Consider the following 20,005-nt stretch of genomic DNA (forward strand, 5'->3'; position numbering starts at 1 on the left):
CCTCACCACCCGCCCACGAGAAAGGAGATAGCCCCGTGCCCGAAACCCTGCCGGTGATCCACTACCGCTGCTGCACCTGCAACGGCACCGGCATCGACCCGAACGACACCCGCTGCACCGACTGCGACGGCACCGGCATCGACAGCCACGGCGCATAGCGCAGCGCCCCCGGCCGGGCCGCACATCCGCCAAGACGACTGCCAGGTCGGGGGCCATCCCCATCACCCGAACGAGTGAGAGGAGGTCTCCATCTTGCCTGCAACCCACGCCAACGCGCACGCCATCACCGGCATGATCAAGCGCCTGAACCGGCCCGACTACGACCGCTGGGCGAGCCAGGTCCGCCACACCGGCGGCTGCCGCCAGCCCATCCACCTGCGCGGCAGGGTCGACCATTACGACCAAGCCACCGGCAGACTCCTGCACCGCTACACCACCCGCAGCGAACCCGACGGCGTCCTACGCGTCCCGTGCAAGACCCGCCGCGCCACCCGCTGCCCCGCCTGTGCGGAGACCTACCGCGCCGACACCTACCACCTCATCCGCGCCGGCCTCATCGGCGGCAAGGGCGTCCCGGAAACCGTGACCGGTCACCCGACGCTGTTCGTCACCTTGACCGCTCCGTCCTTCGGCGCGGTCCACACCCGCCGCGAGCACAGCGGCAAGGTCCAGCCCTGCCACGCCCGCCGCAACGCCGAGATCTGCCCCCACGGCCGCGCCATGTCCTGCACCGAACGCCACCACAAGGACGACCCACGCCTCGGCGAACCGCTCTGCCCCGACTGCTACGACTACACCGGCAGCGTCCTGTTCAACGCACTCGCCCCGCTGCTGTGGAAGCGCTTCGCCGACTCCGCACGCCGCGCCCTCGCCAAGGCCGGCGGCCTGCCCCTCAAGGACCTACGCCACCACCTGACCCTCTCCTTCGCCAAGGTCGCCGAATACCAGCGGCGCGGCGTCGTCCACTTCCACGCCGTCATCCGCCTCGACGGCCCCGGAGGACCCACCGCACCACCACCCGCCTGGGCCCCCACCGACACCCTGACCCAAGCCATCCACCACGCCGCCAAGGCCGTCTCCGCCACCGCCCCGGCCTACGCCGACCAACCAGACCGAGTCCTGCGCTGGGGCACTCAGCTCGACATCCGCCCCATCACCTTCAACGGCGACCTCACCGAACAAGCCGTCGCCGCCTACATCGCCAAGTACGCCACCAAAGCCGCCGAATGCGTCGGCACCCTCGACCGGCGCATCAACCCGCTCGACGACCTAACCGCCCACAACCTGCGCGACCACGCCCGCCGCCTCATCACCACCTGCCTACGCCTCGGCGCCCAACTCGAACTGGCCGACCTCCGCCTCACCGACTGGGCCCACATGCTCGGCTTCCGCGGCCACTTCTCCACCCGATCCCGCCACTACTCCACCACCCTCAGCGACCTACGAGCAGCCCGAGAACACCACGCCCGCGACAACGACATCACCACCGGCCGACTTCCCCTCTTCGACGAAGACACCGTCCTCGTCATCAGCGAATGGGAGTACGCAGGCAAGGGCCACTCCCTCGGCGACCACCTCCTCGCCGCCGCAATCACCAGAGGGTGCATATGAGCACCCTCGCCAAGCTGTGGACCGTGGAGGACGTAGCCACCTTCCTCGGTGTCCCGGTCGCCACGCTCTACCAATGGCGACACCACCGCACCGGCCCCAGAGGCCACAGAATCGGCCGACACCTGCGCTACGTGCCTGAGGACGTCATGTCCTGGGTCCAGGACCAGGAGTAGCCCATGGCCTTCGTCAAGGACCTGTGGACAAAGACGGTCCGCACCCCCGACGGCAAGCCCCGCAAGGTCAAGACCGCACGCCACGGCAAGGGCAAGCGCTGGCTCGCCGTTTGGATGGACCCCGACGGCAACGAGCGCTCGGCCGCGTACGACCGCAAGGCCGACGCCGAGCGCAAGATCGCCACCATGGGCGCTGACATCGCCCGAGGCGACTACATCGACCCGAACGCCGGCAAGGTGCTCTTCGGCGACTTCGCCGAACGCTGGCTTGCCTCCCGTCTCGTCGACCCGTCGACCAAGATCCGATACGAGTACATCCACCGCCTTCACGTCGCGCCGGCCTTCGCCAAACGCCAGGTGAAGAGCATCAAGCCATCCCAGATCCAGGCTTGGATCAGTGACCTGAGCAGCCGCTTCGAGACCTCGACCGTACAGACGGCCTTTCTGGTCCTTCAGGGCATCCTCGACCTGGCTGCGGCCGACGAGGCGATCAAGCGCAGTCCCGCCAAGTCACCGATCGTCCAGGTGCCGAAGCGCACCGCCGAAGAGATCACGGCATGGTCGGACGAACGGGTCCACGCCCTGATCGACGGTCACCCTGCCCTGTTCCGCCTGCTCCCCATGCTCGGGGCCGCATGCGGACTGCGGCAGGGCGAACTCTTCGGCCTGGCCCTTGAAGACATCGACTTCGAGGAGCGCATTCTCCGCGTACGGCGGCAGATCAAGAAGCTTGGGGCCGACCACGTCTTCGCCCTGCCGAAGAACGACCGCGAGCGCGTCGTACCGCTGCCCAACTGGGCGGCTGAGGCCATCAAGCCCCGCGTCTCGACCTATCCCCCGCTGGCCTGCTCTCTGCCCTGGGAGAAGCTGAACGGAAAGCTCCGTACGCACAACCTGCTGTTCCGCTGGACGGACGACCGCTTCATCAAGGCCAGGAGCTACAGCGAAACCGTCTGGAAGCCCGCTCTTGTGGCCGCGGGCGTGATCCCGGCACCGGACAAGGACCCTCGGCAACGAAGCCGCTACGCCACCTCTCGCAAGGAAGGGCTACACCAGCTCCGGCACTACTACGCGAGCGTCATGCTGGCCGGCGGCGTGTCGGTCAAGGAGCTCGCCGAGTACCTGGGCCACGCGGACCCGGGCTTCACCCTCCGCGTGTACGCCCACATGATGCCCGGCTCCCACGACCGTGCCCGCAGGGCGATCGACGACCGCCTGTTTCATGCGCGCGGCATCTCTCACGGAACAGGCACGGAACAGTGATCGTCTAACCCCTCGACCACGACACGACGCGCCCCGCCTCCGCAAACCGGAAGGCGGGGTTTTCGCATGTCAGGGGCTACTTCAGGAGCTGCCTGGCCATCACCATGCGCTGGATCTGGTTGGTGCCCTCGTAGATCTGGGTGATCTTGGCGTCGCGCATCATCCGCTCCACCGGGAAATCCTTCGTGTACCCGTACCCGCCCAGGAGTTGCACCGCGTCCGTCGTGATCTCCATGGCGGCGTCCGAGGCGGCGCACTTCGCGGCGCTCGACAGGTAGGTCAGGTCCTTCTGGGGTTCGCCGTTCATGGCCCGCTCCGACTTCGCCGCCGCGTGGTACGTGAGCTGCCGGGCCGCCTCCAGTTTCATGGCCATGTCGGCGATCATGAACTGCAGTCCCTGGAAGTCGGCCACGGGCCGGCCGAACTGCTTGCGTTCCTTGACGTAGCCGATCGCGTAGTCGAGGGCTCCCTGGGCGATGCCGAGGGCCTGGGCGGCGATGGTGACGCGGGTGTGGTCGAGGGTGGCGAGGGCGGTTTTGAAGCCGGTGCCAGGGTCGCCGATCATGCGGCTCGCCGGAATGCGTACGTCGTCCAGGATCACCTGGCGGGTGGGTGAGCCCTTGATGCCGAGTTTCTTCTCCTTGGGCCCGAACGAGACGCCTTCGTCGGATTTCTCGACCACGAAGGCGGAGATGCCGCGCGTCCCTGCGGACGGGTCGGTGACCGCCATGACCGTGTAGTACTCGGAGACGCCGGCGTTCGTGATCCACATCTTGGTGCCGTTGAGCACGTACGCGTCGCCGTCCTCGACCGCGCGGGTCTTCATGGCCGCCGCGTCGGAGCCCGCCTCCGGCTCCGACAGCGCGTACGAGAACATGGCCTCCCCCCGGGCGACCGGCGCAAGGTAGCGGGACTTCAGCTCTTCCGACGCCGAGAGCAGCAGCGGGACCGTGCCCAGCTTGTTGACCGCGGGGATCAGGGAGGACGACGCGCACGCGCGGGCGACCTCCTCGATGACGATCACCGCGGCCAGCGCGTCCGCCCCCGCGCCGCCGTGCTGTTCGGGGAGGTGGACGGCGTGCAGGTCGGCCGCGACGAGCGCCTTGTAGACGTCCCAGGAGAACTCCTCGGTCTCGTCGGCCTCGGCGGCGTGCGGAGCGATCTTCTCGTCGGCCAGGGCGCGGACGGTCTCCCTGAGCATGTCGTGTTCCTCGGCGAGCGCGTAAAGAGGGAAGCTCATGCGACGAATACTAGGACGTCCGACCATCTTGTTACCAGCGGGTACGGTTTGCAAAAGGGAGGAGGTGGCACGAAGGAGATAGCGAGGGCCGGTAGCATGCCTCAGCGATCGAAAGGAGCTCTCTCGTGCCATATCGCCTCACGGTGATCGGGACCGGATACCTGGGGATCACCCATGCGGCGTGCATGGCCGATCTCGGATACGACGTCCTGGGCCTCGACATCGACGCCGACAAGATCAACCGGCTCAACAACGGGCAGCTCCCGATCCACGAACCCGGGCTCGAAGCGGTCCTCCACCGCGGTCTCGAGTCCGGCCGCCTTCGCTTCACCTCCTCGTACGAAGAGGTCGCGGCCTTCGGCGACGTGCACTTCGTCTGCGTCGGCACTCCGCAGAAGCGCGGGGAATACGCCGCGGACGTCTCCTACGCGGACAACGCCATCGAATCCCTGGCCCCGCTCCTTGACCGGGAGTGCCTGGTGGTGGGCAAGTCCACCGTGCCCGTCGGGACCGCGGAGCGGCTGGCCGACAAGCTCACCCGGCTCGCCCCCGCGGGCGTCGAGGCCGAGCTGGCCTGGAACCCCGAGTTTCTGCGGGAGGGTTTCGCGGTCAAGGACACGCTCCACCCCGACCGCATCGTGCTCGGCGTGCGCAGCGAGCGGGCGGAGAAGGTGCTGCGCGAGGTGTACGAGCCGCTGGGCGAGGTCCCGTTCGTCGTGACGGACTATGCGACGTCCGAGCTGGTCAAGGCGGCCGCGAACGCCTTCCTCGCCACCAAGATATCCTTCATCAACGCCATGGCGGAGGTCTGCGAGGCCGCCCACGCCGACGTCAAGCAGCTGTCCGAGGCGCTGTCTTACGACGACAGGATCGGCGGGCGCTACCTGAACGCCGGGCTCGGCTTCGGCGGCGGCTGCCTGCCCAAGGACATCAGGGCCTTCATGGCGCGGGCCGGCGAGCTGGGCGCGGACCAGGCGCTGACGTTCCTGCGCGAGGTGGACGACATCAACATGCGCCGGCGGGCCCGCATGGTCGACCTGGCAAGAGAGCTGGCGGGTGGCTCGTTCCACGGGTGCACCGTGGGCGTGCTGGGCGCCGCGTTCAAGCCCAACTCCGACGACATCCGCGACTCCCCCGCGCTCAACGTCGCCGTGACCATCGGCCAGCAGGGCGGGCGGGTCACCATCTACGACCCGATCGCGCTCGACAACGCTCGTAAGGCTCATCCCGAGCTGAACTACGGCGATTCCGCCGTCGAGGCGGTACGCGGGGCGCACGTGGTCCTGGTGCTCACGGAGTGGCAGGAGTTCCTGGAGCTCGATCCGGAGCAGCTCGGTGCGGTGGTCGCCACCCGGCGCATCGTCGACGGCCGCAACTGCCTCGACTCCGAGATGTGGCGCTCGGCCGGCTGGCACTACCGCGCCCTGGGCCGCCCGTGAGTCATCGCAGGTGGAGCGCCCACTGGGTGATCAGCGGGCGATAGCCGCGGCGCGCCAAGAACGGCGTGGACAGGGGGTTGGGCAGCGCGTGGTGGAGCATCATGGACACCACTCCCTGCGCCGCCGCGTGACGGTGAGCCACGTCGACGAGCGCCACCCCCACGCCGCGGCCACGCCAGGCCGGCTCGACGTACATGACCCCGAGGTAGGCCACCGGCGAGTCCCGCACGTCCTTGCCGATCCAGCGCGAGCGGCGCGGCGGCTGGACGATGACGCAGCCCACCGGCCGCCCGCCCGCCTCGGCGACCCAGCACCACTCCAGCGGCAGCACCTCCGACGCCACGAGCTCCTTGATGCGCGCCGGCGTCGAGTCGCGCACGGCCACCCAGCCGAACTGCGCGTCGTAGGCCACCAGCCGCTCGTACATCCGCACGACGGCCTCCGCGTCGTCCACGGTGGCCCGGCTGGCGGCGGGCGCGCTCACCTCGCGCTCGCCGAGCCGGCGGACGGCGGCCACGGAGATGGGCGCGAACCCCCGTACGGCCAGCGCCCTGACCGGCGCGGTGTCCCTGCTCGGCCACGACACGGCCAGCGCCTGCCCGGCCGGGGTCGCGTAACCCCGCCAGCCACCGGTCGAGCAGCCCGCCGAGCGCGGCCTCGGGATCGGGACCACCGACGCGGGCCTGGAGCCGGTGGACGACGAGCGGCGACCAGGAGGCGGGCAGGTCGTCGTGGTCGATGCGGTCGACGGAGGCCAGCCCCGCGGCGTCGCGGGTCTCCAGCCGCACCCCGCCCGCGCCGGGTAGCTCGTCGTGGCCTGCGACCAGCGGGTCGGCGGCCCGCACCCGGGCGGCATGGCCCCTGATCACGTTGTCCATCCAACGGCACCCTAGCCGTACGGCCAGGCCCGTGGGAGCGCTTCCACAGGGACGTCCGCGTCAGAGCTCGGCGGCCTCGGCCCGCAACCGCTCACCCTTGGCGTACGCCTGCTCTTTCAGCCGCACCTGGAACTCCTCCATGCGCGCCCGCAGCCCGGCGTCGGAGGCGGCGAGGACGCGTACGGCCAGCAGCCCCGCGTTGCGGGCCCCCCCGACGGCCACGGTGGCCACCGGCACCCCGGCCGGCATCTGGACGATCGACAGCAGGGAGTCGAGCCCGTCGAGGTGTTTGAGCGGCACCGGCACCCCGATCACCGGCAGCGGCGTGACGGAGGCCAGCATGCCGGGCAGGTGGGCGGCGCCGCCGGCGCCGGCGATGATCACCTGGAGGCCGCGGGAGGCGGCCTGACGGCCGTAGTCGATCATCTCGACCGGCATGCGGTGGGCCGACACCACGTCGGCCTCGAACGTCACCCCGAACTCCGCGACCGCCTCGGCGGCCGCCTTCATGACCGGCCAGTCGGAGTCGCTGCCCATGACGATGCCGACGCGCGCCGCGGGCGCACTCATGTGTACTCCCCGGTGGTGAGGTAGGCGGCGGCGTGGCGGGCGCGGGCGCGCACCGAGTCGAGGTCGGCGCCGAGTGCGGTCACGTGACCGATCTTGCGGCCCGGACGCACGTCCTTGCCGTAGAAGTGCAGTTTGATGCCCGGATCGTGGGCGAACACGTGCTCGTAGCGCTTGAACAGGCCGGGGTCGTCGCCGCCGAGCAGGTTGGCCATGACGACGACGGGCGCGGTCATCGTGGGCGAGCCGAGCGGCAGGTCGAGCACCGCCCTCAGGTGCTGCTCGAACTGCGAGGTCATGGCGCCCTCGATCGTCCAGTGACCGCTGTTGTGCGGCCGCATGGCCAGCTCGTTGACCACCAGCCCGTGCGCGGTCTCGAACAGCTCCACCGCCAGCAGCCCGGTCACCCCCAGCTCGTGGGCGATCTTCAGGCCGATGCGCTGGGCCTGGGCGGCGTCTTCAGGGTCGAGGCCGGGCGCGGGGGCCAGCACCTCGACGCAGATGCCGTCCTCCTGCACGGTCTCCACGACCGGGTAGCTGACGCCCTGCCCGTGCGGGGAGCGGGCCACCAGCACCGCCAGCTCCCGCTCGAACGGCACGAACGCCTCGGCCATCAGCGCGACGCCGGACGCGAACGCCTCCGCGACGTCCGCGGCCGACCTGCACACCCACACGCCGCGGCCGTCGTAACCGCCGCGCACGGCCTTCAGCACCACCGGCCAGCCGTGCTCGCCGGCGAAGCGCTCGGCCTCGGCGGCCGTCCCGACCCTGGCCCAGGCCGGGCAGGGCACGCCGATCGCGGTCAGCCGCTCGCGCATGACCCCTTTGTCCTGGGCGTGCACGAGGGCCTCGGCTCCCGGGTGCACGGTGTGACCGTCGGCGACCAGGGCCCTGATGTGCTCGGTGGGCACGTGCTCGTGGTCGAACGTGACCGCGGCGCAACCCTGGGCGAACGCGCGGAGGTCGCCGAGGTCGCGATGGTCTCCGACACGCACGTCGGTGATCACCCGGGCGGCGCTCTCGTCGGGGGCCGCGGCCAGCACCCGCAGTTCGATGCCGAGCGCTATGGCGGGCGGCTGCGTCATCCGGGCGAGCTGACCAGCGCCGACGATGCCCACAACTGGGCCCACAACTGGGCCCACAACTGGGCCCACGACCGGTCCGATGGGGCTGTAGGGACTCACGCCAGGTGAGCTTACCGGGACGGAACGACTTCCCCCGACGGGCGACCTTCCAGATCATGGCCGGTTATCGGGCATGGCAGGGGTTAGGCCGTATTCACGATGAACGTTCCTTTGCGCGGTATGTTCATCTGTCTGACACCGGCCCTACACGGTGACCGGTACGCTGAGTTGGTCAGGCTCGACAAGGGAAGGGACCGAGCAGAGACGTGGACTTCGCCAAACGCCTCTACGAGCGGTTCGCCTCCCTGGTGCATGAGCTGGCCAAGTTCGGCAGCATCGGGGCCATCGCGTTCGTGATCGACACCGGCGCCTACAACCTCTTTCTGCTGGGGGTCGGCTTGGGGCCGCTCACCTCCAAGGTTTTCGCGACCACGATCTCGGCGACGTTCGCCTACCTGGGCAACCGCTACTGGACGTTCCGGCACCGGGAGCAGAGCGGGCTCGGGCGCGAATATTTCCTGTTCTTCCTGCTCAACGGCATCGCCCTGCTGTTCGGGCTGCTGGTGATCGGCTTCACCACATACACGCTCCACCTCGACGACGGCCTCAGCGCCAACATCGCCAACATCATCGGTGTCGGGCTCGGCACGCTGTTCCGCTTCTGGTCGTACAAGAAGTGGGTGTTCCTGGAGGCGACCGAGCCCATCCCGGTCGAGCTGCCCGAGGCCGGGGTCAAGCAGGACCGCTGACCACGCGGTTCCCGCCGTTCTCCTCCGCGGGGCGCAGGAAGACGGCGAACGTGGCCGGGCGCCGGCGCACCAGCTCCAGCCTGCCGCCGTCGGCGGCGGCCAGCGCGCGGGCCAGCGTCAGGCCGAGTCCGGTGCCTCCGCCGCCGCTGACGTTCCGCTCGAAGATCCTCGGGGCGATCTCGTCGGCGATGCCCTGGCCCTCGTCCGCGACCTCGATCACCACGTAGTTGTCGCCGCAGGTGGACGTCACGGTGACGGCGCCGCCGCCGTGGCGCAGGGAGTTCTCCAGCAGCGAGGCGATCACCTGGCCGAAGCCGCCGGTGGTGGCCATCGCCTTCAGCCCGCGGGTGCCGTCGAGCCGGATCTCGCGGCCCGCGTCGCGGAAGACCGGCTCCCACTCGATGATCTGCTGGCCGAGGATCTCGTCGATGGCGACCGGATGCGCCTGGGCGTGGCGCTGGCGGCGGGCCGCGGCCAGCAACTCGTCGATCACGGCGGTGAGCCGCTCCGCCTGGACGATCGCCGCCTCGCCCTCCTCGCGGACGACCTCCGGCTCTCCGGAGGAGGCGACGATCTCCTCCAGCCGCATGGTCAGGCCGGTCAGCGGCGTGCGGAGCTGGTGGGAGGCGTCGGTGGCAAACTCGCGCTCGCGGGTGAGCAAATCGGAGATGCGGGTGGCGCTGCGGTCGAGCACCTGGGCCACCCGGTCGAGCTCGGGGATGCCGTAGCGGTGCTTGCTCGGCCGCGCGTCGCCCGAGCCGAGCCGGTCGGCGATCTTCGCCAGGTCCTGCAGGGGGAGGGTCAGCCGGCGTGACTGGACCACGGCCAGGCTCACGGCCACCGCCAGAGCGGCCACGGCCAGCGCCACGATGAGCAGCAGGCGAGCGGCCACGTCCTGTTCGACCTGGTCGCGGTCGCGACTGATCCGGACGTAGACGCCGGTGTTGGTCTGGGCGTCCTCCGTCATCAGGTGACCGGACGGCGGCGGCGAGCCGACCACGGTCACCCGGAGGGGGGTTCCGTGTTCCCAGATCTGAATGTATCTTTCCGGATATTTCTGCTCCAGCTGCTGGGGGTCGAGTGGCGTCTCCTGGACACGGGCATATTCCACCTCTCCCACGAGACGCTTGGCTTCGGACCCAAGCTCCTGAGCCGCTTCGTCGACGATCAGGCGACTCACCACGACGCCCAGGGGGACCCCCAGCAGCAGGACCGCGATGACCGCGACGACCAGGGTGGAGGTGAGCAGTCGGCGGCGCATCCGCCTACTCGCGTTCGAACCGGAAGCCGACTCCCCGGACGGTCGTGATGTAGCGGGGCTTGGCGGCATCGTCGCCGAGCTTGCGGCGCAGCCAGGAGATGTGCATGTCGAGAGTCTTGGTCGAACCCCACCAGTTCGTGTCCCACACCTCCCGCATGATCTGCTCGCGGGTGACGACCTTGCCGGCGTCGCGCACGAGCACGCGCAGCAGGTCGAACTCCTTGGTCGTCAGGTGGAGCTCCTTCTCCCCCATCCAGGCCCGGCGCGAGTCGGCGTCGATGCGCACCCCCTGGACGACCGGGGTCTCCGAGGTGCCGCGCCGCAGCAGGGCGCGGACCCTGGCGAGGAGCTCCGCCAGCCGGAACGGTTTCGTCACGTAGTCGTCGGCGCCCGCGTCGAGCCCGACGACCGTGTCGACCTCGTCGACGCGTGCGGTGAGTATCAGAACCGGAGTGCCGTGCCCTTCGGCGCGGATCCGGCGGGCCACCTCCAGTCCATCCATTTCGGGCAGGCCAAGGTCGAGAACGATGAGGTCTATGCCGCCCGACAGGGCCCTTTCCAGGGCCTGCGGGCCATCGGGGCTCACCTCGACCTGATAACCCTCGCGGCGTAGCGCACGCGCGAGCGGCTCGGAAATCGAGGTGTCATCCTCGGCTAGAAGTACGCAGGTCATGAAGCGATCGTAGGACCTTAGGCGATCGTTTCCCGGGCGCAGCGCGCGGTTTGACTCGTAGTTGACCTATCCATTGACCTGGGCAAACTCGGCTAAATATCACTTAGTCAGGATTAAATTACCGTGATTATCGACACGAAACTTGCCGCCCGTACGCGACGCGCCAGAGTGAAAATTCGGCCCAGCACTTTCCGCCCGATCACTTTCCACGGACGAGAGCCCGGGTAGGGGACGCGTCACGGCGCAACCGGTTGTGTGGTGAACGACCTTTTCCAGGTGCGGCGCGGCGCCGATCCTCGATCGGGGCCCGGCCGGAAGAAGGAGATGATCATGATGACCACGAGCACCGACGAGTTCGCCGACCGCCTGCTGGGATCGGCACTCGGCACCATCGACCTGCTCTCCATGCACATCGGTGACCGGATGGGCTGGTATCGCGCGCTGGCCGCGCACGGCCCGGCCGACGCCGCCGAACTGGTCGCCCGCTCCCGCGGCCACGAGCGGTACGCCAGGGAGTGGCTGGAGCAGCAGGCCGCCACCGGGATCCTGGAGACCGCGGAAGACGGCCGCTTCGCCCTGCCCGGCGGCGCGGCGGAGGTGCTGACCGACGAGTCCAGTCTGGCCTACCTCGCCCCGCTGGCCCGGATGCTGGCCGGGGCGTCCGTCCAGCTGCCCGCCCTCCTGGACGCCTACCGCGACGGCGGCGGGGTGCCCTGGGCGACGTTCGGGGCCGACATGCGGGAGTCGCAGGCCGACATGAACCGGCCCTGGTTCGAGCACGCCCTGCCGGACGCGCTCGCGGCTGTGCCCGCCCTGGACACCGTGCTGCGGCGCCCCGGCGCCCGCTTCGCCGACGTGGGCTGCGGCGGCGGATGGTCGGCCATCGCGCTGGCCAGGGCCTACCCCGAGGCGACCGTGGAGGGCGTCGACATCGACGGCCCGTCCGTCGAGCTGGCCACCCGCAACGCGGCCGGCGCGGGTGTCGGCGACCGGGTGACCTTCCGCCGCGGCGACGCGGCCCTGCTGGACGAGGACCGCTACGACGCCGTCTTCGCCTTCGAGTGCGTGCACGACATGCCGCGGCCGGTGGAGACGCTGGCGGCGGCGCGGCGGGCGACGGTCCCGGGCGGCACCGTCGTGGTCATGGACGAGGCCGTCGGCGACTCCTTCACGGCCCCCGCGGACGACGTCGAGCGCCTGATGTACGGCTTCAGCCTGCTCATCTGCCTGCCCGACGGGATGAACGAGCAGCCCTCGGCCGCCACCGGCACCGTGATGCGGCCGGGCACGCTGCGCCGCTACGCCCGCGAGGCCGGCTTCTCCGACGTCGAGGTCCTGCCCATCAAGGACTTCGGCTTCTGGCGCTTCTACCGGCTCGTTCCCTGAGCAGAGGTCGGATGTCTCGCCCTGCGGCCCTGCTACCCTGAGGCCGCATGGCAGGCATCCCCTTCTTCACTCCCCCTGCGTCTCCCGATACACCCGATGACATGACGCTCTGGTACGACGAACCGGCCACAGACTGGGAGACCCAGGCGCTGCCCATCGGCAACGGCGCCCTCGGGGCGATGGTCTTCGGCGGGACGCGCACCGAGCGGCTCCAGTTCAACGAGAAGACGTTGTGGACCGGAGGTCCAGGGTCGGCACAGGGCTACGACTTCGGCAACTGGGTCTCGCCCCGGCCGGACGCCCTGGCCGGGGTCAGGCGGCGGCTCGACCGCGACACGCGGATGTCACCCGAGGAGGTCGCGGCCGAGCTGGGGCAGCCGAAGTCGGGGTTCGGGGCGTACCAGACGTTCGGCGACCTGTGGCTGGAGATGGCGGAGGACGGCCCGGCCGGCGGCTACCGGCGGGAGCTGCGCCTGCGGGAGGCCGTGGCCAGGGTCGGCTACACCGCGGGCGGCGTACGCCACACGCGCGAATACTTCGCCGGCCATCCGGCGAACGTCATCGCCGGGCGGCTCTCGGCCGACCGGGCGGGCGCGGTGTCGTTCACGCTGCGCCTGTCCTCGCCGCACCTGCCCCCCGGCGGGCAGGCCGGCGTCGCGGACGGGCGGCTGACGCTCAGGGGAGCGCTGGCGGACAACGGGCTGAGGTACGAAGCCCAGGTGCACGTGGTCGCGGAGGGCGGCACCCGCGTGGACGGGGACGGCCTGATCACGGTCACCGGGGCCGACAGCGCGTTCTTCGTGATGTCGGCGGGCACCGACTACGCCGGGACGTACCCGGCGTACCGCGGCGACGACCCGCACGCCGCCGTCACCACCGCCGTGGACAGGGCCGTGGCGCTGGGCTACGACGCGCTCAGGCGGGCCCACCAGGACGATCACCGGGCGTTGTTCGACCGGGTGGGGCTGGACCTCGGGCAGCGGGCGCCGTCCGTACCCACGGACCGGCTGCGGGCCGCCTACACCGGCGGCCCGGGGTCGGACGACCGCGCGCTGGAGGCGCTGTTCTTCGCCTACGGCCGTTACCTGCTGATCGCCTCGTCGCGGCCCGGGTCGTTGCCCGCCAACCTGCAGGGCGTCTGGAACGACTCCACCAGCCCGCCCTGGTCCGGCGACTACCACACCAACATCAACCTGCAGATGAACTACTGGCCCGCCGAGGTGACGAACCTGGCCGAAACGGCGCGGCCGTACGACGACTTCGTCACGGCGCTGGTGGCGCCGGGCGAGGTGACGGCGCGGGAGATGTTCGGGGCTCGCGGGTGGCTGGTGCACAACGAGACGAACCCGTTCGGGTTCACCGGCGTGCACGACTGGGCCACCGCGTTCTGGTTCCCGGAGGCGGCCGCCTGGCTGACCCGGCAACTGTACGAGCACTACCTGTTCAGCGGCGACACCGGCTACCTGCGCGAGACCGCCTACCCGGTGATGAAGGGGGCCGCGGAGTTCTGGCTGGACACGCTGCACACCGACCCGCGCGACGGCGGCCTGGTCGTCTCGCCGAGCTACTCACCCGAGCATGGCGACTTCTCGGCCGGGGCGTCGATGTCGCAGCAGATCGTCTGGGACCTGCTGACAAACGTGGCCGAGGCCGCCGGCACGCTGGGCGTCGACGCCGCGTTCCGCGCACGGGTGCGGGAGGTGCTGGCCCGGCTCGATCCCGGGCTCCGGATCGGCTCCTGGGGGCAACTCCAGGAGTGGAAGACGGACTGTGACGACCCCGGGAACACGCACCGGCACGTGTCCCACCTGTACGCGCTCCATCCCGGGCGCCAGATCACGGCGGAAGGCCGCGAGGGCGAGGCGGCCGGGGTCACGCTGTCGGCCAGGGGCGACGGCGGCACCGGCTGGAGCAAGGCGTGGAAGATCAGCTTCTGGGCGCGGCTGCTCGACGGCGACCACGCGCACACGATGGTGCGCGAGCAGCTCAGGCACTCCACGCTGGACAACCTGTGGGACACGCACCCGCCGTTCCAGATCGACGGCAACTTCGGGGCAACCGCGGGCATCGCGGAGATGCTGGTGCAGAGCCGGCCCGGCGAGATCCACGTGCTGCCCGCGCTGCCGTCCGCCTGGCGTACGGGGTCGGTGCGCGGGCTGCGGGCCAGGGGCGACGTGACGGTGGACGCCTCCTGGCGTGACGGCGCCGCCGAGCGGATCACGCTGCACGCGGGGCGAACCGGCCGGATCACGCTGCGGTCGGCGGCCATCACGGCGGACAGCCGGGTGCTGGGGCAGGGGAACGACGTGGGCGCGCACCGCTCCGGCCGCACGCTGGCCTGGAACGCCGCCGCAGGGGCGTCGTACACGGTCGTGCAGACCGCCGGGGGCGCTCCGGCGCCGCCGGAGAGCGGTCAGTCCGCCGAGGGCGGCTCGGCGTAGCGGGCCAGGTAGAGCTGCTCGCCGAGGCTGCGAATCAGGTCGAGCTCCGTCTCCAGGTAGTCGATGTGCACCTCCTCGTCTTCGAGGATCTCCTCGAAGATGCGGGCGGAGGTGATGTCGCCCTTCTCACGCATGAGCTGGATGGCCGGTCGCAGCCGCTGCACCACCGACAGCTCCACCTCCAGGTCGGCCCTGAGCTGCTCCTCGACGGTCTGGCCGATGTGCAGGGTGCCCAGGCGCTGGTAGTTGGGCAGCCCTTCGAGGAACAGGATGCGGTCGGTCAGCCGTTCGGCGTGGCGCATCTCGTCGATCGACTCAGCGCGGGTGTGCTCGGCAAGCTTGGTGTATCCCCAGTTCTCCTGCATCTTGGCGTGCAGGAAATACTGGTTGATCGCGGTGAGTTCGGCGGTCAACTGCTCGTTGAGCAACTCGATGATCTGCTTGTCGCCCTGCATGGCAGGCCCCTTGCTGCTATCCGGCTACGCGGTCGTCAGTTCTTCAGACCGTTTCAGCATCGCACAGATTTTCCGCACACATCGGGCACAGTCACCACCAGCACCAGTGGTGTCACGGATCTGCTTCGCGCTGGTAGCCCCGGCGGCAATGCAGTCGTGCACCTCGTTCTCGGTCACCGCACGACACACGCACACGTACATCCGGGGACAAGCCTCTCTCGAGTCAAAGGGGGCACCATTAGGTAAGGCACACCTAAGGTAGCCCACTTTGGTTAGGCTTGCCTACGTTAGGTACGCCACACTGATGTACCCGGACGCGAGCGAGTCACTCCCGTCAGTGACCCCGGGCGATCCACTCCTCAAGGTGCGGCGCCTCCGCGCCGATGGAGGTCGAGTCGCCGTGACCGGTGTGCACGACGGTCTCCGCGGGCAGCGTCAGCAGGCGCTCCCTGATCGAGTCGATGATCGTGTCGAACGAGCTGTAGGAGCGCCCGGTCGCCCCCGGCCCGCCCTTGAAGAGCGTGTCGCCGCTGAACAGCGCGCCCAGCTCGGGGGCGTACACGCAGACCGCTCCGGGCGCGTGGCCGGGCGTGTGCAGGATCTGCAGCGTGATGCCGCCGACCGCGACCTTCTCGCCGTCGGCCAGCGGTTCGTACGACAACGAGTCGGCGTACTGCTGCTCCCACAACACCTGGTCGGCGGGGTGCAGCCGGATCGGCGCCCCCGCCAGGCCCGCGAGGGGCCCGGCCGCGTTGATGTGGTCGTTGTGGGCGTGGGTGCAGACGATGGCCCTGACCGCGCGCCCGCCCACCCGCTCGGCGATCGGTGTGGCGTCGTGAGCGGCGTCGATGACGACCACCTCGCGGGCGTCGCCCACCAGCCATACGTTGTTGTCGACCTCCCACGTGCCGCCGTCCAGCGAGAACGTGCCCGAGGTGATGACCCGGTCGATCATCAGAGGACCACCACCGAGCGCAGCACCTCACCGCGGTGCATCTTGCCGAACGCCTCCTCGACCTGGCCGAGCTGGATCGTCTCCGTCACGAACCGGTCGAGCGGCAGGCGGTTCTGCAGGAACAGGTCGATCAGCATGGGGAAGTCGCGCGAGGGCAGGCAGTCGCCGTACCAGGAGGACTTGAGCGACCCGCCGCGCCCGAACACGTCGAGCAGCGGCAGCTCCAGCCGCATCTCCGGGGTCGGCACGCCGACCAGCACGACCGTGCCGGCCAGGTCACGGGCGTAGAAGGCCTGTTCGTACGTCTCGGGCCGCCCCACCGCCTCGATGACCACGTCGGCGCCGAAACCGCCGGTGAGGTCGCGGATGGCCTCGACCGGGTCGTTGTCGCGGGAGTTGACCGTGTCGGTGGCGCCGAAGCCGCGGGCCCACTCGAGTTTGCGGTCGTCCACGTCGACCGCGATGATCTTGGCGGCGCCGGCCAGCGACGCGCCGAGCACGGCCGCGTCGCCGACGCCGCCGCAGCCGATGACCGCCACGCTGTCGCCGCGCGTCACCCCGCCGGTGTTGATCGCCGCGCCGATGCCGGCCATGACGCCGCAGCCGAGCAGCCCCGCGACCTGGGCGGGCGCCTCGGCGGAGACCTTGGTGCACTGGCCGGCGGCGACGAGCGTCTTGGCCTGGAACGCGCCGATGCCCAGCGCGGGCGACAGCTCGGTGCCGTCGGTGAGTGTCATCTTCTGGCGGGCGTTGTGGGTGTTGAAGCAGTGCCACGGCCGGCCGCGCAGGCAGGCCCGGCACTGGCCGCACACGGCCCGCCAGTTGAGGATGACGAAGTCGCCCGGCTCCAGCCCCGTGACGCCCTCACCCACCGCCTCGACGGTGCCCGCCGCCTCATGGCCGAGCAGGTAGGGGAAGTCGTCGCCGATCCCGCCCTCCCGATAGTGCAGGTCGGTGTGGCAGACCCCGCAGGCCTGCACGTCGACGACCGCCTCGCCCGGCCCCGGATCGGGGACGACGACCGTCTCGAGCGAAACTTCCTGACCCTTGCCTCTGGCGATCACGCCCTGCACTTCGTACGGCATGCCAGCCATCTTGTGTCAGGAGGATGATCTCCGCAAGACATAGCGCCGCACCACGCCGAGCCCTCTGGCCGGAGGTGATCGTCCCACCCGCGGGAGTGTACGTCAGCGGCCGTCGATCTCCCCGTCGGAGGCATCCTCGACGAGCCGGAACAGCTCGGTGCGGACGTCCTGGATCTTCGGGATGTCGCGCAACACGATCTCGCCCCTCTCGCCGGCGGACTCGACGCTCAGCGTGCCGCAGCCGAGCAGCCGCTCGGGGAACGTCTGGTCGGAGCTGACCGTGTTGACCTTGGCGATCGGGATCTCGTCGGTCGACTTGTTGAGCACGCCGGTGCTGATCGTGAAGCGGTGGGTGGTGAGCACGTAGCCGGTGTTCTTCCACTGCAGGTAGGGGACGAACGACCAGATCGTCAGCAGGATGAGGCCGATGACGCCGGTGGCGATCCTGGCGTAGAAGGCGTATTCCCAGTCGGCCGGGATGAAGTACAGGGCCGCGCCGGCGGCCGCGGCGATGAGCACCAGCGCGACGAAGGGGACGACGAGCCGCTTCCAGTGAGGGTGGAAGGATCTGACGCGCCGCTCACCCTGCGTCAGATGATGGTCGGGAAGGGTCATGCGCAAATGGTGCCATCATCGCCGCCCTGGCGGCTACGCGGTGGTGCGGCGCGCACCCGGCGCACGTCAGGCCATGCGCACGTGGACGACGTCGCCCGCGCTCAGCGTGTAGTGCTCGCCGCCGGACTCCACCTGGAGATGCCCCCACTGGTCGATGCCGGACGCCCGGCCGGTCAGCGCCTGATCGTCCGGCAGCTCCACCCTGACCTGCCTCCCGACCGTGGCGCTGACCGCGAGGTACGCCGAGCGCAGCCCGGACGCCTCCGCGTCGCCCTTGGCGTCGACCCAGTCGTGGTAGTGGCTCTCGACCTCGCGCAACACGGCCCGCAGCAGCGGATCGCGGTCGAGGCAGGCCGCCTGCTCGATGCCCAGCGACGTGGCGGTCTCGACGGGCAGCTCGTCGGGTTTGAGCGACACGTTCAGCCCCATGCCGATGACGACGGCGTCGTCGGCGCGCTCGGCCAGCACGCCGGCCAGCTTGCGTTCGCCGATCAGCAGGTCGTTGGGCCACTTCAGGCGCACGTCGACCTCGGCCAGGCGGCGCACCGCCGATGCGGCGGCGACGCCGTACATGAGGGTCAGCCAGCCCTGGGCGGCGAGCGGCACGTGCGGCCTGAGCACGATCGAGAACGTCAGGCCCGAGCGGGGCGGGGCCGACCAGGAGCGGCCCAGCCGCCCGCGGCCCGCGGCCTGCGCCTCCGCCACCAGCACGGACCCCTCCGGCGCCCCCTTTTTGGCGGCGCCGGCCAGGTCGGCGTTGGTGGAGCCGGTGCTCTCGACGACCGTGACGCCTGTCCACAGCGAGCCGGGGCGGACGAGGGCACGGTTGAGCGCCGCCGCGTTCAGCGGCGGGCGGTCGAGGTCGGAGTAGCGCGAGTTGGCCATCCTCCTATCTTGGCTGATGGACGTCCTGCGTACATCCGCGGGAGTGCCATCAGGAGATTGTGGAATAAAGCGTTCCGTTCTGCTACTATGGGAACAGAACGAACCGCTCCGGAGAGGACCGCCATGAGCATCGCCCCCTTTCGCATCGAGATCCCCCAAGCCGACCTCGACGACCTCCGCGACCGCCTGGCCAGGACCCGGTTCACCCACGAAATCCCCGGCACGGACCACGGCGTCAGCGTCGAGCGGGTCAAGCGACTGGTCGGCCAGTGGCTCGACGGGTTCGACTGGCGGGCGCAGGAGGCCAGGCTCAACGCCCATCCGCAGTTCACCACCGAGATCGACGGGCAGAACATTCACTTCCTCCACGTGCGCTCCGACAATCCCGACGCGCTGCCGCTGATCCTCACCCATGGCTGGCCCGGCTCGTTCCTCGAATACGTCAAGGCCATCGAGCCGCTGAAGCGCCACTTCCACCTGGTCATCCCGTCACTGCCCGGAGCCGGCTTCTCCGGCCCCACCAGCGAGCCGGGCTGGGACATCACCCGCATCGCCCGCGCGTGGGCCGAGCTGATGGCCCGGCTCGGCTACGAGCGGTACGGCGTGGCCGGCAACGACGGGGGCTCTACGATCTCCCCCGAGCTCGGCCGGGTCGACCCGGACCACGTGGTCGGTGTGCATGTCACGCAGCTGTACTCGTTCCCGTCCGGCGATCCGGCCGAGTTCGCGGACCTGAGCGAGGAGGAGCAGCGGGGGCTGGCGGTGCTCGACTGGTTCTGGAAGGAGAAGGGCGCCTTCAACGTGCTGCACTCCCAGCAGCCGCAGACCATCGCCCACGCCATCATGGACTCCCCCGCCGGGCTGCTGGGCTGGCAGGCGCAGATTTTGGACGAGGACCTGGACGACGAGTTCGTCCTGACCAACGCCTCGATCTACTGGTTCACCGGGACCGCGGGGTCGTCCATCCGGCTGTACTGGGAGAACGCGCGCATGGAGCAGCCCAAGGAGCCCACGACCAAGCCGACGGCGCTGGCCATGGCCGAGGGCGACTTCGCGTCGATCCGCCGCTTCGCGGACCGCGACCACGCCAGCATCGTCTCCTGGAAGACGCTGCCCGCACCGGCGCACGGCCACTACACCGCGCACAGCGCGACCGAGGCCCTCACCTCCGACATGATCGCCTTCTTCGAGGACCTGCGCTGACG

At 70.0% G+C, this 20,005-nt stretch carries 20 protein-coding genes; 8 read left to right on the plus strand and 12 right to left on the minus strand.

Annotated features, from left to right (window positions below):
- Positions 1–291 precede the first annotated feature (291 nt).
- The 3 genes from E1294_RS37365 to E1294_RS37375 are packed head-to-tail and all read left to right on the plus strand — an operon-like array spanning position 292 to position 3,047.
- Entirely contained in the window at positions 292–1,611 is a 1,320-nt protein-coding gene (locus E1294_RS37365; RefSeq protein ID WP_132515722.1) for a replication initiator, read from the plus strand.
- Complete coding sequence (locus E1294_RS37370) at positions 1,608–1,784, plus strand: helix-turn-helix transcriptional regulator (RefSeq protein ID WP_132515700.1); 177 nt, start codon at positions 1,608–1,610, stop codon at positions 1,782–1,784. Before E1294_RS37365 ends, E1294_RS37370 begins: the two co-directional genes overlap by 4 nt.
- 3 nt (positions 1,785–1,787) lie before the next feature.
- A complete protein-coding gene (locus E1294_RS37375; RefSeq protein WP_132515701.1) occupies positions 1,788–3,047 on the plus strand; it encodes a tyrosine-type recombinase/integrase in 1,260 nt (419 codons plus the stop codon).
- 76 nt (positions 3,048–3,123) lie between these two features.
- Here E1294_RS37375 and E1294_RS37380 read toward each other — a convergent pair whose 3' ends face one another.
- The gene (locus E1294_RS37380) at positions 3,124–4,287 is read right to left on the minus strand and encodes an acyl-CoA dehydrogenase family protein (protein WP_132515702.1); all 1,164 of its coding nucleotides are present in this window, start codon (positions 4,285–4,287) and stop codon (positions 3,124–3,126) included.
- A 125-nt stretch (positions 4,288–4,412) separates the two neighbouring features.
- Between E1294_RS37380 and E1294_RS37385 the strand changes: the two genes are divergently transcribed.
- Positions 4,413–5,726 carry a UDP-glucose dehydrogenase family protein gene (locus E1294_RS37385; protein WP_132515703.1) on the plus strand — a complete coding sequence of 438 codons (1,314 nt, stop codon included), beginning with the start codon at positions 4,413–4,415 and terminating at the stop codon, positions 5,724–5,726.
- Between the two features lies 1 nt (position 5,727).
- Here the strand turns inward: E1294_RS37385 and E1294_RS37390 are convergent, their stop codons facing one another.
- The 3 genes from E1294_RS37390 to E1294_RS37400 form a co-directional block, all read right to left on the minus strand.
- Entirely contained in the window at positions 5,728–6,399 is a 672-nt protein-coding gene (locus E1294_RS37390; protein ID WP_165977677.1) for a GNAT family N-acetyltransferase, read from the minus strand.
- A 265-nt stretch (positions 6,400–6,664) separates the two neighbouring features.
- A complete protein-coding gene (gene purE, locus E1294_RS37395; protein ID WP_132515705.1) occupies positions 6,665–7,174 on the minus strand; it encodes a 5-(carboxyamino)imidazole ribonucleotide mutase in 510 nt (169 codons plus the stop codon).
- Complete coding sequence (locus tag E1294_RS37400) at positions 7,171–8,313, minus strand: 5-(carboxyamino)imidazole ribonucleotide synthase (protein ID WP_132515723.1); 1,143 nt, start codon at positions 8,311–8,313, stop codon at positions 7,171–7,173. The genes purE and E1294_RS37400 overlap by 4 nt, the downstream gene beginning before the upstream one ends.
- A 248-nt stretch (positions 8,314–8,561) precedes the next feature.
- On the opposite strand from E1294_RS37400, the gene E1294_RS37405 reads away from it, so the two are divergent.
- The gene (locus E1294_RS37405; RefSeq protein WP_132515706.1) at positions 8,562–9,044 is read left to right on the plus strand and encodes a GtrA family protein; all 483 of its coding nucleotides are present in this window, start codon (positions 8,562–8,564) and stop codon (positions 9,042–9,044) included.
- Here E1294_RS37405 and E1294_RS37410 read toward each other — a convergent pair.
- Positions 9,028–10,305, minus strand: a complete 1,278-nt coding sequence (locus E1294_RS37410; protein WP_132515707.1) for an ATP-binding protein — start codon at positions 10,303–10,305, stop codon at positions 9,028–9,030. The genes E1294_RS37405 and E1294_RS37410 overlap by 17 nt on opposite strands.
- A 4-nt stretch (positions 10,306–10,309) precedes the next feature.
- Complete coding sequence (locus E1294_RS37415; RefSeq protein ID WP_043620820.1) at positions 10,310–10,978, minus strand: response regulator transcription factor; 669 nt, start codon at positions 10,976–10,978, stop codon at positions 10,310–10,312.
- A 330-nt stretch (positions 10,979–11,308) separates the two neighbouring features.
- Here E1294_RS37415 and E1294_RS37420 point away from each other — a divergent pair, with 330 nt between their 5' ends.
- Together E1294_RS37420 and E1294_RS37425 are read left to right on the plus strand one after the other, a co-directional pair.
- Complete coding sequence (locus E1294_RS37420) at positions 11,309–12,364, plus strand: class I SAM-dependent methyltransferase (protein ID WP_246083571.1); 1,056 nt, start codon at positions 11,309–11,311, stop codon at positions 12,362–12,364.
- A gap of 101 nt (positions 12,365–12,465) precedes the next feature.
- Positions 12,466–14,805: a glycoside hydrolase family 95 protein gene (locus E1294_RS37425; RefSeq protein WP_132515708.1), complete on the plus strand. Its 2,340-nt coding sequence runs from the start codon at positions 12,466–12,468 to the stop codon at positions 14,803–14,805.
- Here E1294_RS37425 and bfr read toward each other — a convergent pair.
- From bfr to E1294_RS37455, 6 genes are all read right to left on the minus strand, one after another.
- Positions 14,778–15,260, minus strand: a complete 483-nt coding sequence (bfr, locus tag E1294_RS37430) for a bacterioferritin (protein ID WP_132515709.1) — start codon at positions 15,258–15,260, stop codon at positions 14,778–14,780. The genes E1294_RS37425 and bfr overlap by 28 nt on opposite strands.
- 24 nt (positions 15,261–15,284) lie before the next feature.
- Positions 15,285–15,461 (minus strand): (2Fe-2S)-binding protein, encoded by a 177-nt coding sequence (locus tag E1294_RS37435; RefSeq protein ID WP_132515710.1) that lies wholly within the window; start codon positions 15,459–15,461, stop codon positions 15,285–15,287.
- 133 nt (positions 15,462–15,594) lie between these two features.
- Positions 15,595–16,215: an MBL fold metallo-hydrolase gene (locus E1294_RS37440; RefSeq protein WP_132515711.1), complete on the minus strand. Its 621-nt coding sequence runs from the start codon at positions 16,213–16,215 to the stop codon at positions 15,595–15,597.
- A complete protein-coding gene (locus E1294_RS37445) occupies positions 16,215–17,300 on the minus strand; it encodes an S-(hydroxymethyl)mycothiol dehydrogenase (protein ID WP_132515712.1) in 1,086 nt (361 codons plus the stop codon). The genes E1294_RS37440 and E1294_RS37445 overlap by 1 nt, the downstream gene beginning before the upstream one ends.
- A 102-nt stretch (positions 17,301–17,402) precedes the next feature.
- Positions 17,403–17,915 (minus strand): PH domain-containing protein, encoded by a 513-nt coding sequence (locus E1294_RS37450; RefSeq protein WP_132515713.1) that lies wholly within the window; start codon positions 17,913–17,915, stop codon positions 17,403–17,405.
- Between the two features lie 66 nt (positions 17,916–17,981).
- Positions 17,982–18,800 carry a biotin--[acetyl-CoA-carboxylase] ligase gene (locus E1294_RS37455; protein WP_132515714.1) on the minus strand — a complete coding sequence of 273 codons (819 nt, stop codon included), beginning with the start codon at positions 18,798–18,800 and terminating at the stop codon, positions 17,982–17,984.
- A gap of 123 nt (positions 18,801–18,923) precedes the next feature.
- Here E1294_RS37455 and E1294_RS37460 point away from each other — a divergent pair, with 123 nt between their 5' ends.
- Complete coding sequence (locus E1294_RS37460) at positions 18,924–20,003, plus strand: epoxide hydrolase family protein (RefSeq protein WP_132515715.1); 1,080 nt, start codon at positions 18,924–18,926, stop codon at positions 20,001–20,003.
- The last annotated feature ends 2 nt before the right edge of the window (positions 20,004–20,005 follow it).

It is taken from the genome of Nonomuraea diastatica (assembly GCF_004349015.1).
GTDB lineage: Bacteria > Actinomycetota > Actinomycetes > Streptosporangiales > Streptosporangiaceae > Nonomuraea > Nonomuraea diastatica.

Coding starts and splice junctions, on each gene's coding strand:
- E1294_RS37365 (WP_132515722.1), top strand. CDS start 292: ATGATCAAGCGCCTGAACCGGCCCGACTACGACCGCTGGGCGAGCCAG.
- E1294_RS37370 (WP_132515700.1), top strand. CDS start 1,608: ATGAGCACCCTCGCCAAGCTGTGGACCGTGGAGGACGTAGCCACCTTC.
- E1294_RS37375 (WP_132515701.1), top strand. CDS start 1,788: ATGGCCTTCGTCAAGGACCTGTGGACAAAGACGGTCCGCACCCCCGAC.
- E1294_RS37380 (WP_132515702.1), bottom strand. CDS start 4,287: ATGAGCTTCCCTCTTTACGCGCTCGCCGAGGAACACGACATGCTCAGG.
- purE (WP_132515705.1), bottom strand. CDS start 7,174: ATGAGTGCGCCCGCGGCGCGCGTCGGCATCGTCATGGGCAGCGACTCC.
- E1294_RS37410 (WP_132515707.1), bottom strand. CDS start 10,305: ATGCGCCGCCGACTGCTCACCTCCACCCTGGTCGTCGCGGTCATCGCG.
- E1294_RS37415 (WP_043620820.1), bottom strand. CDS start 10,978: ATGACCTGCGTACTTCTAGCCGAGGATGACACCTCGATTTCCGAGCCG.
- E1294_RS37420 (WP_246083571.1), top strand. CDS start 11,309: ATGATGACCACGAGCACCGACGAGTTCGCCGACCGCCTGCTGGGATCG.
- E1294_RS37425 (WP_132515708.1), top strand. CDS start 12,466: ATGACGCTCTGGTACGACGAACCGGCCACAGACTGGGAGACCCAGGCG.
- bfr (WP_132515709.1), bottom strand. CDS start 15,260: ATGCAGGGCGACAAGCAGATCATCGAGTTGCTCAACGAGCAGTTGACC.
- E1294_RS37435 (WP_132515710.1), bottom strand. CDS start 15,461: ATGTACGTGTGCGTGTGTCGTGCGGTGACCGAGAACGAGGTGCACGAC.
- E1294_RS37440 (WP_132515711.1), bottom strand. CDS start 16,215: ATGATCGACCGGGTCATCACCTCGGGCACGTTCTCGCTGGACGGCGGC.
- E1294_RS37445 (WP_132515712.1), bottom strand. CDS start 17,300: ATGCCGTACGAAGTGCAGGGCGTGATCGCCAGAGGCAAGGGTCAGGAA.
- E1294_RS37450 (WP_132515713.1), bottom strand. CDS start 17,915: ATGACCCTTCCCGACCATCATCTGACGCAGGGTGAGCGGCGCGTCAGA.
- E1294_RS37455 (WP_132515714.1), bottom strand. CDS start 18,800: ATGGCCAACTCGCGCTACTCCGACCTCGACCGCCCGCCGCTGAACGCG.
- E1294_RS37460 (WP_132515715.1), top strand. CDS start 18,924: ATGAGCATCGCCCCCTTTCGCATCGAGATCCCCCAAGCCGACCTCGAC.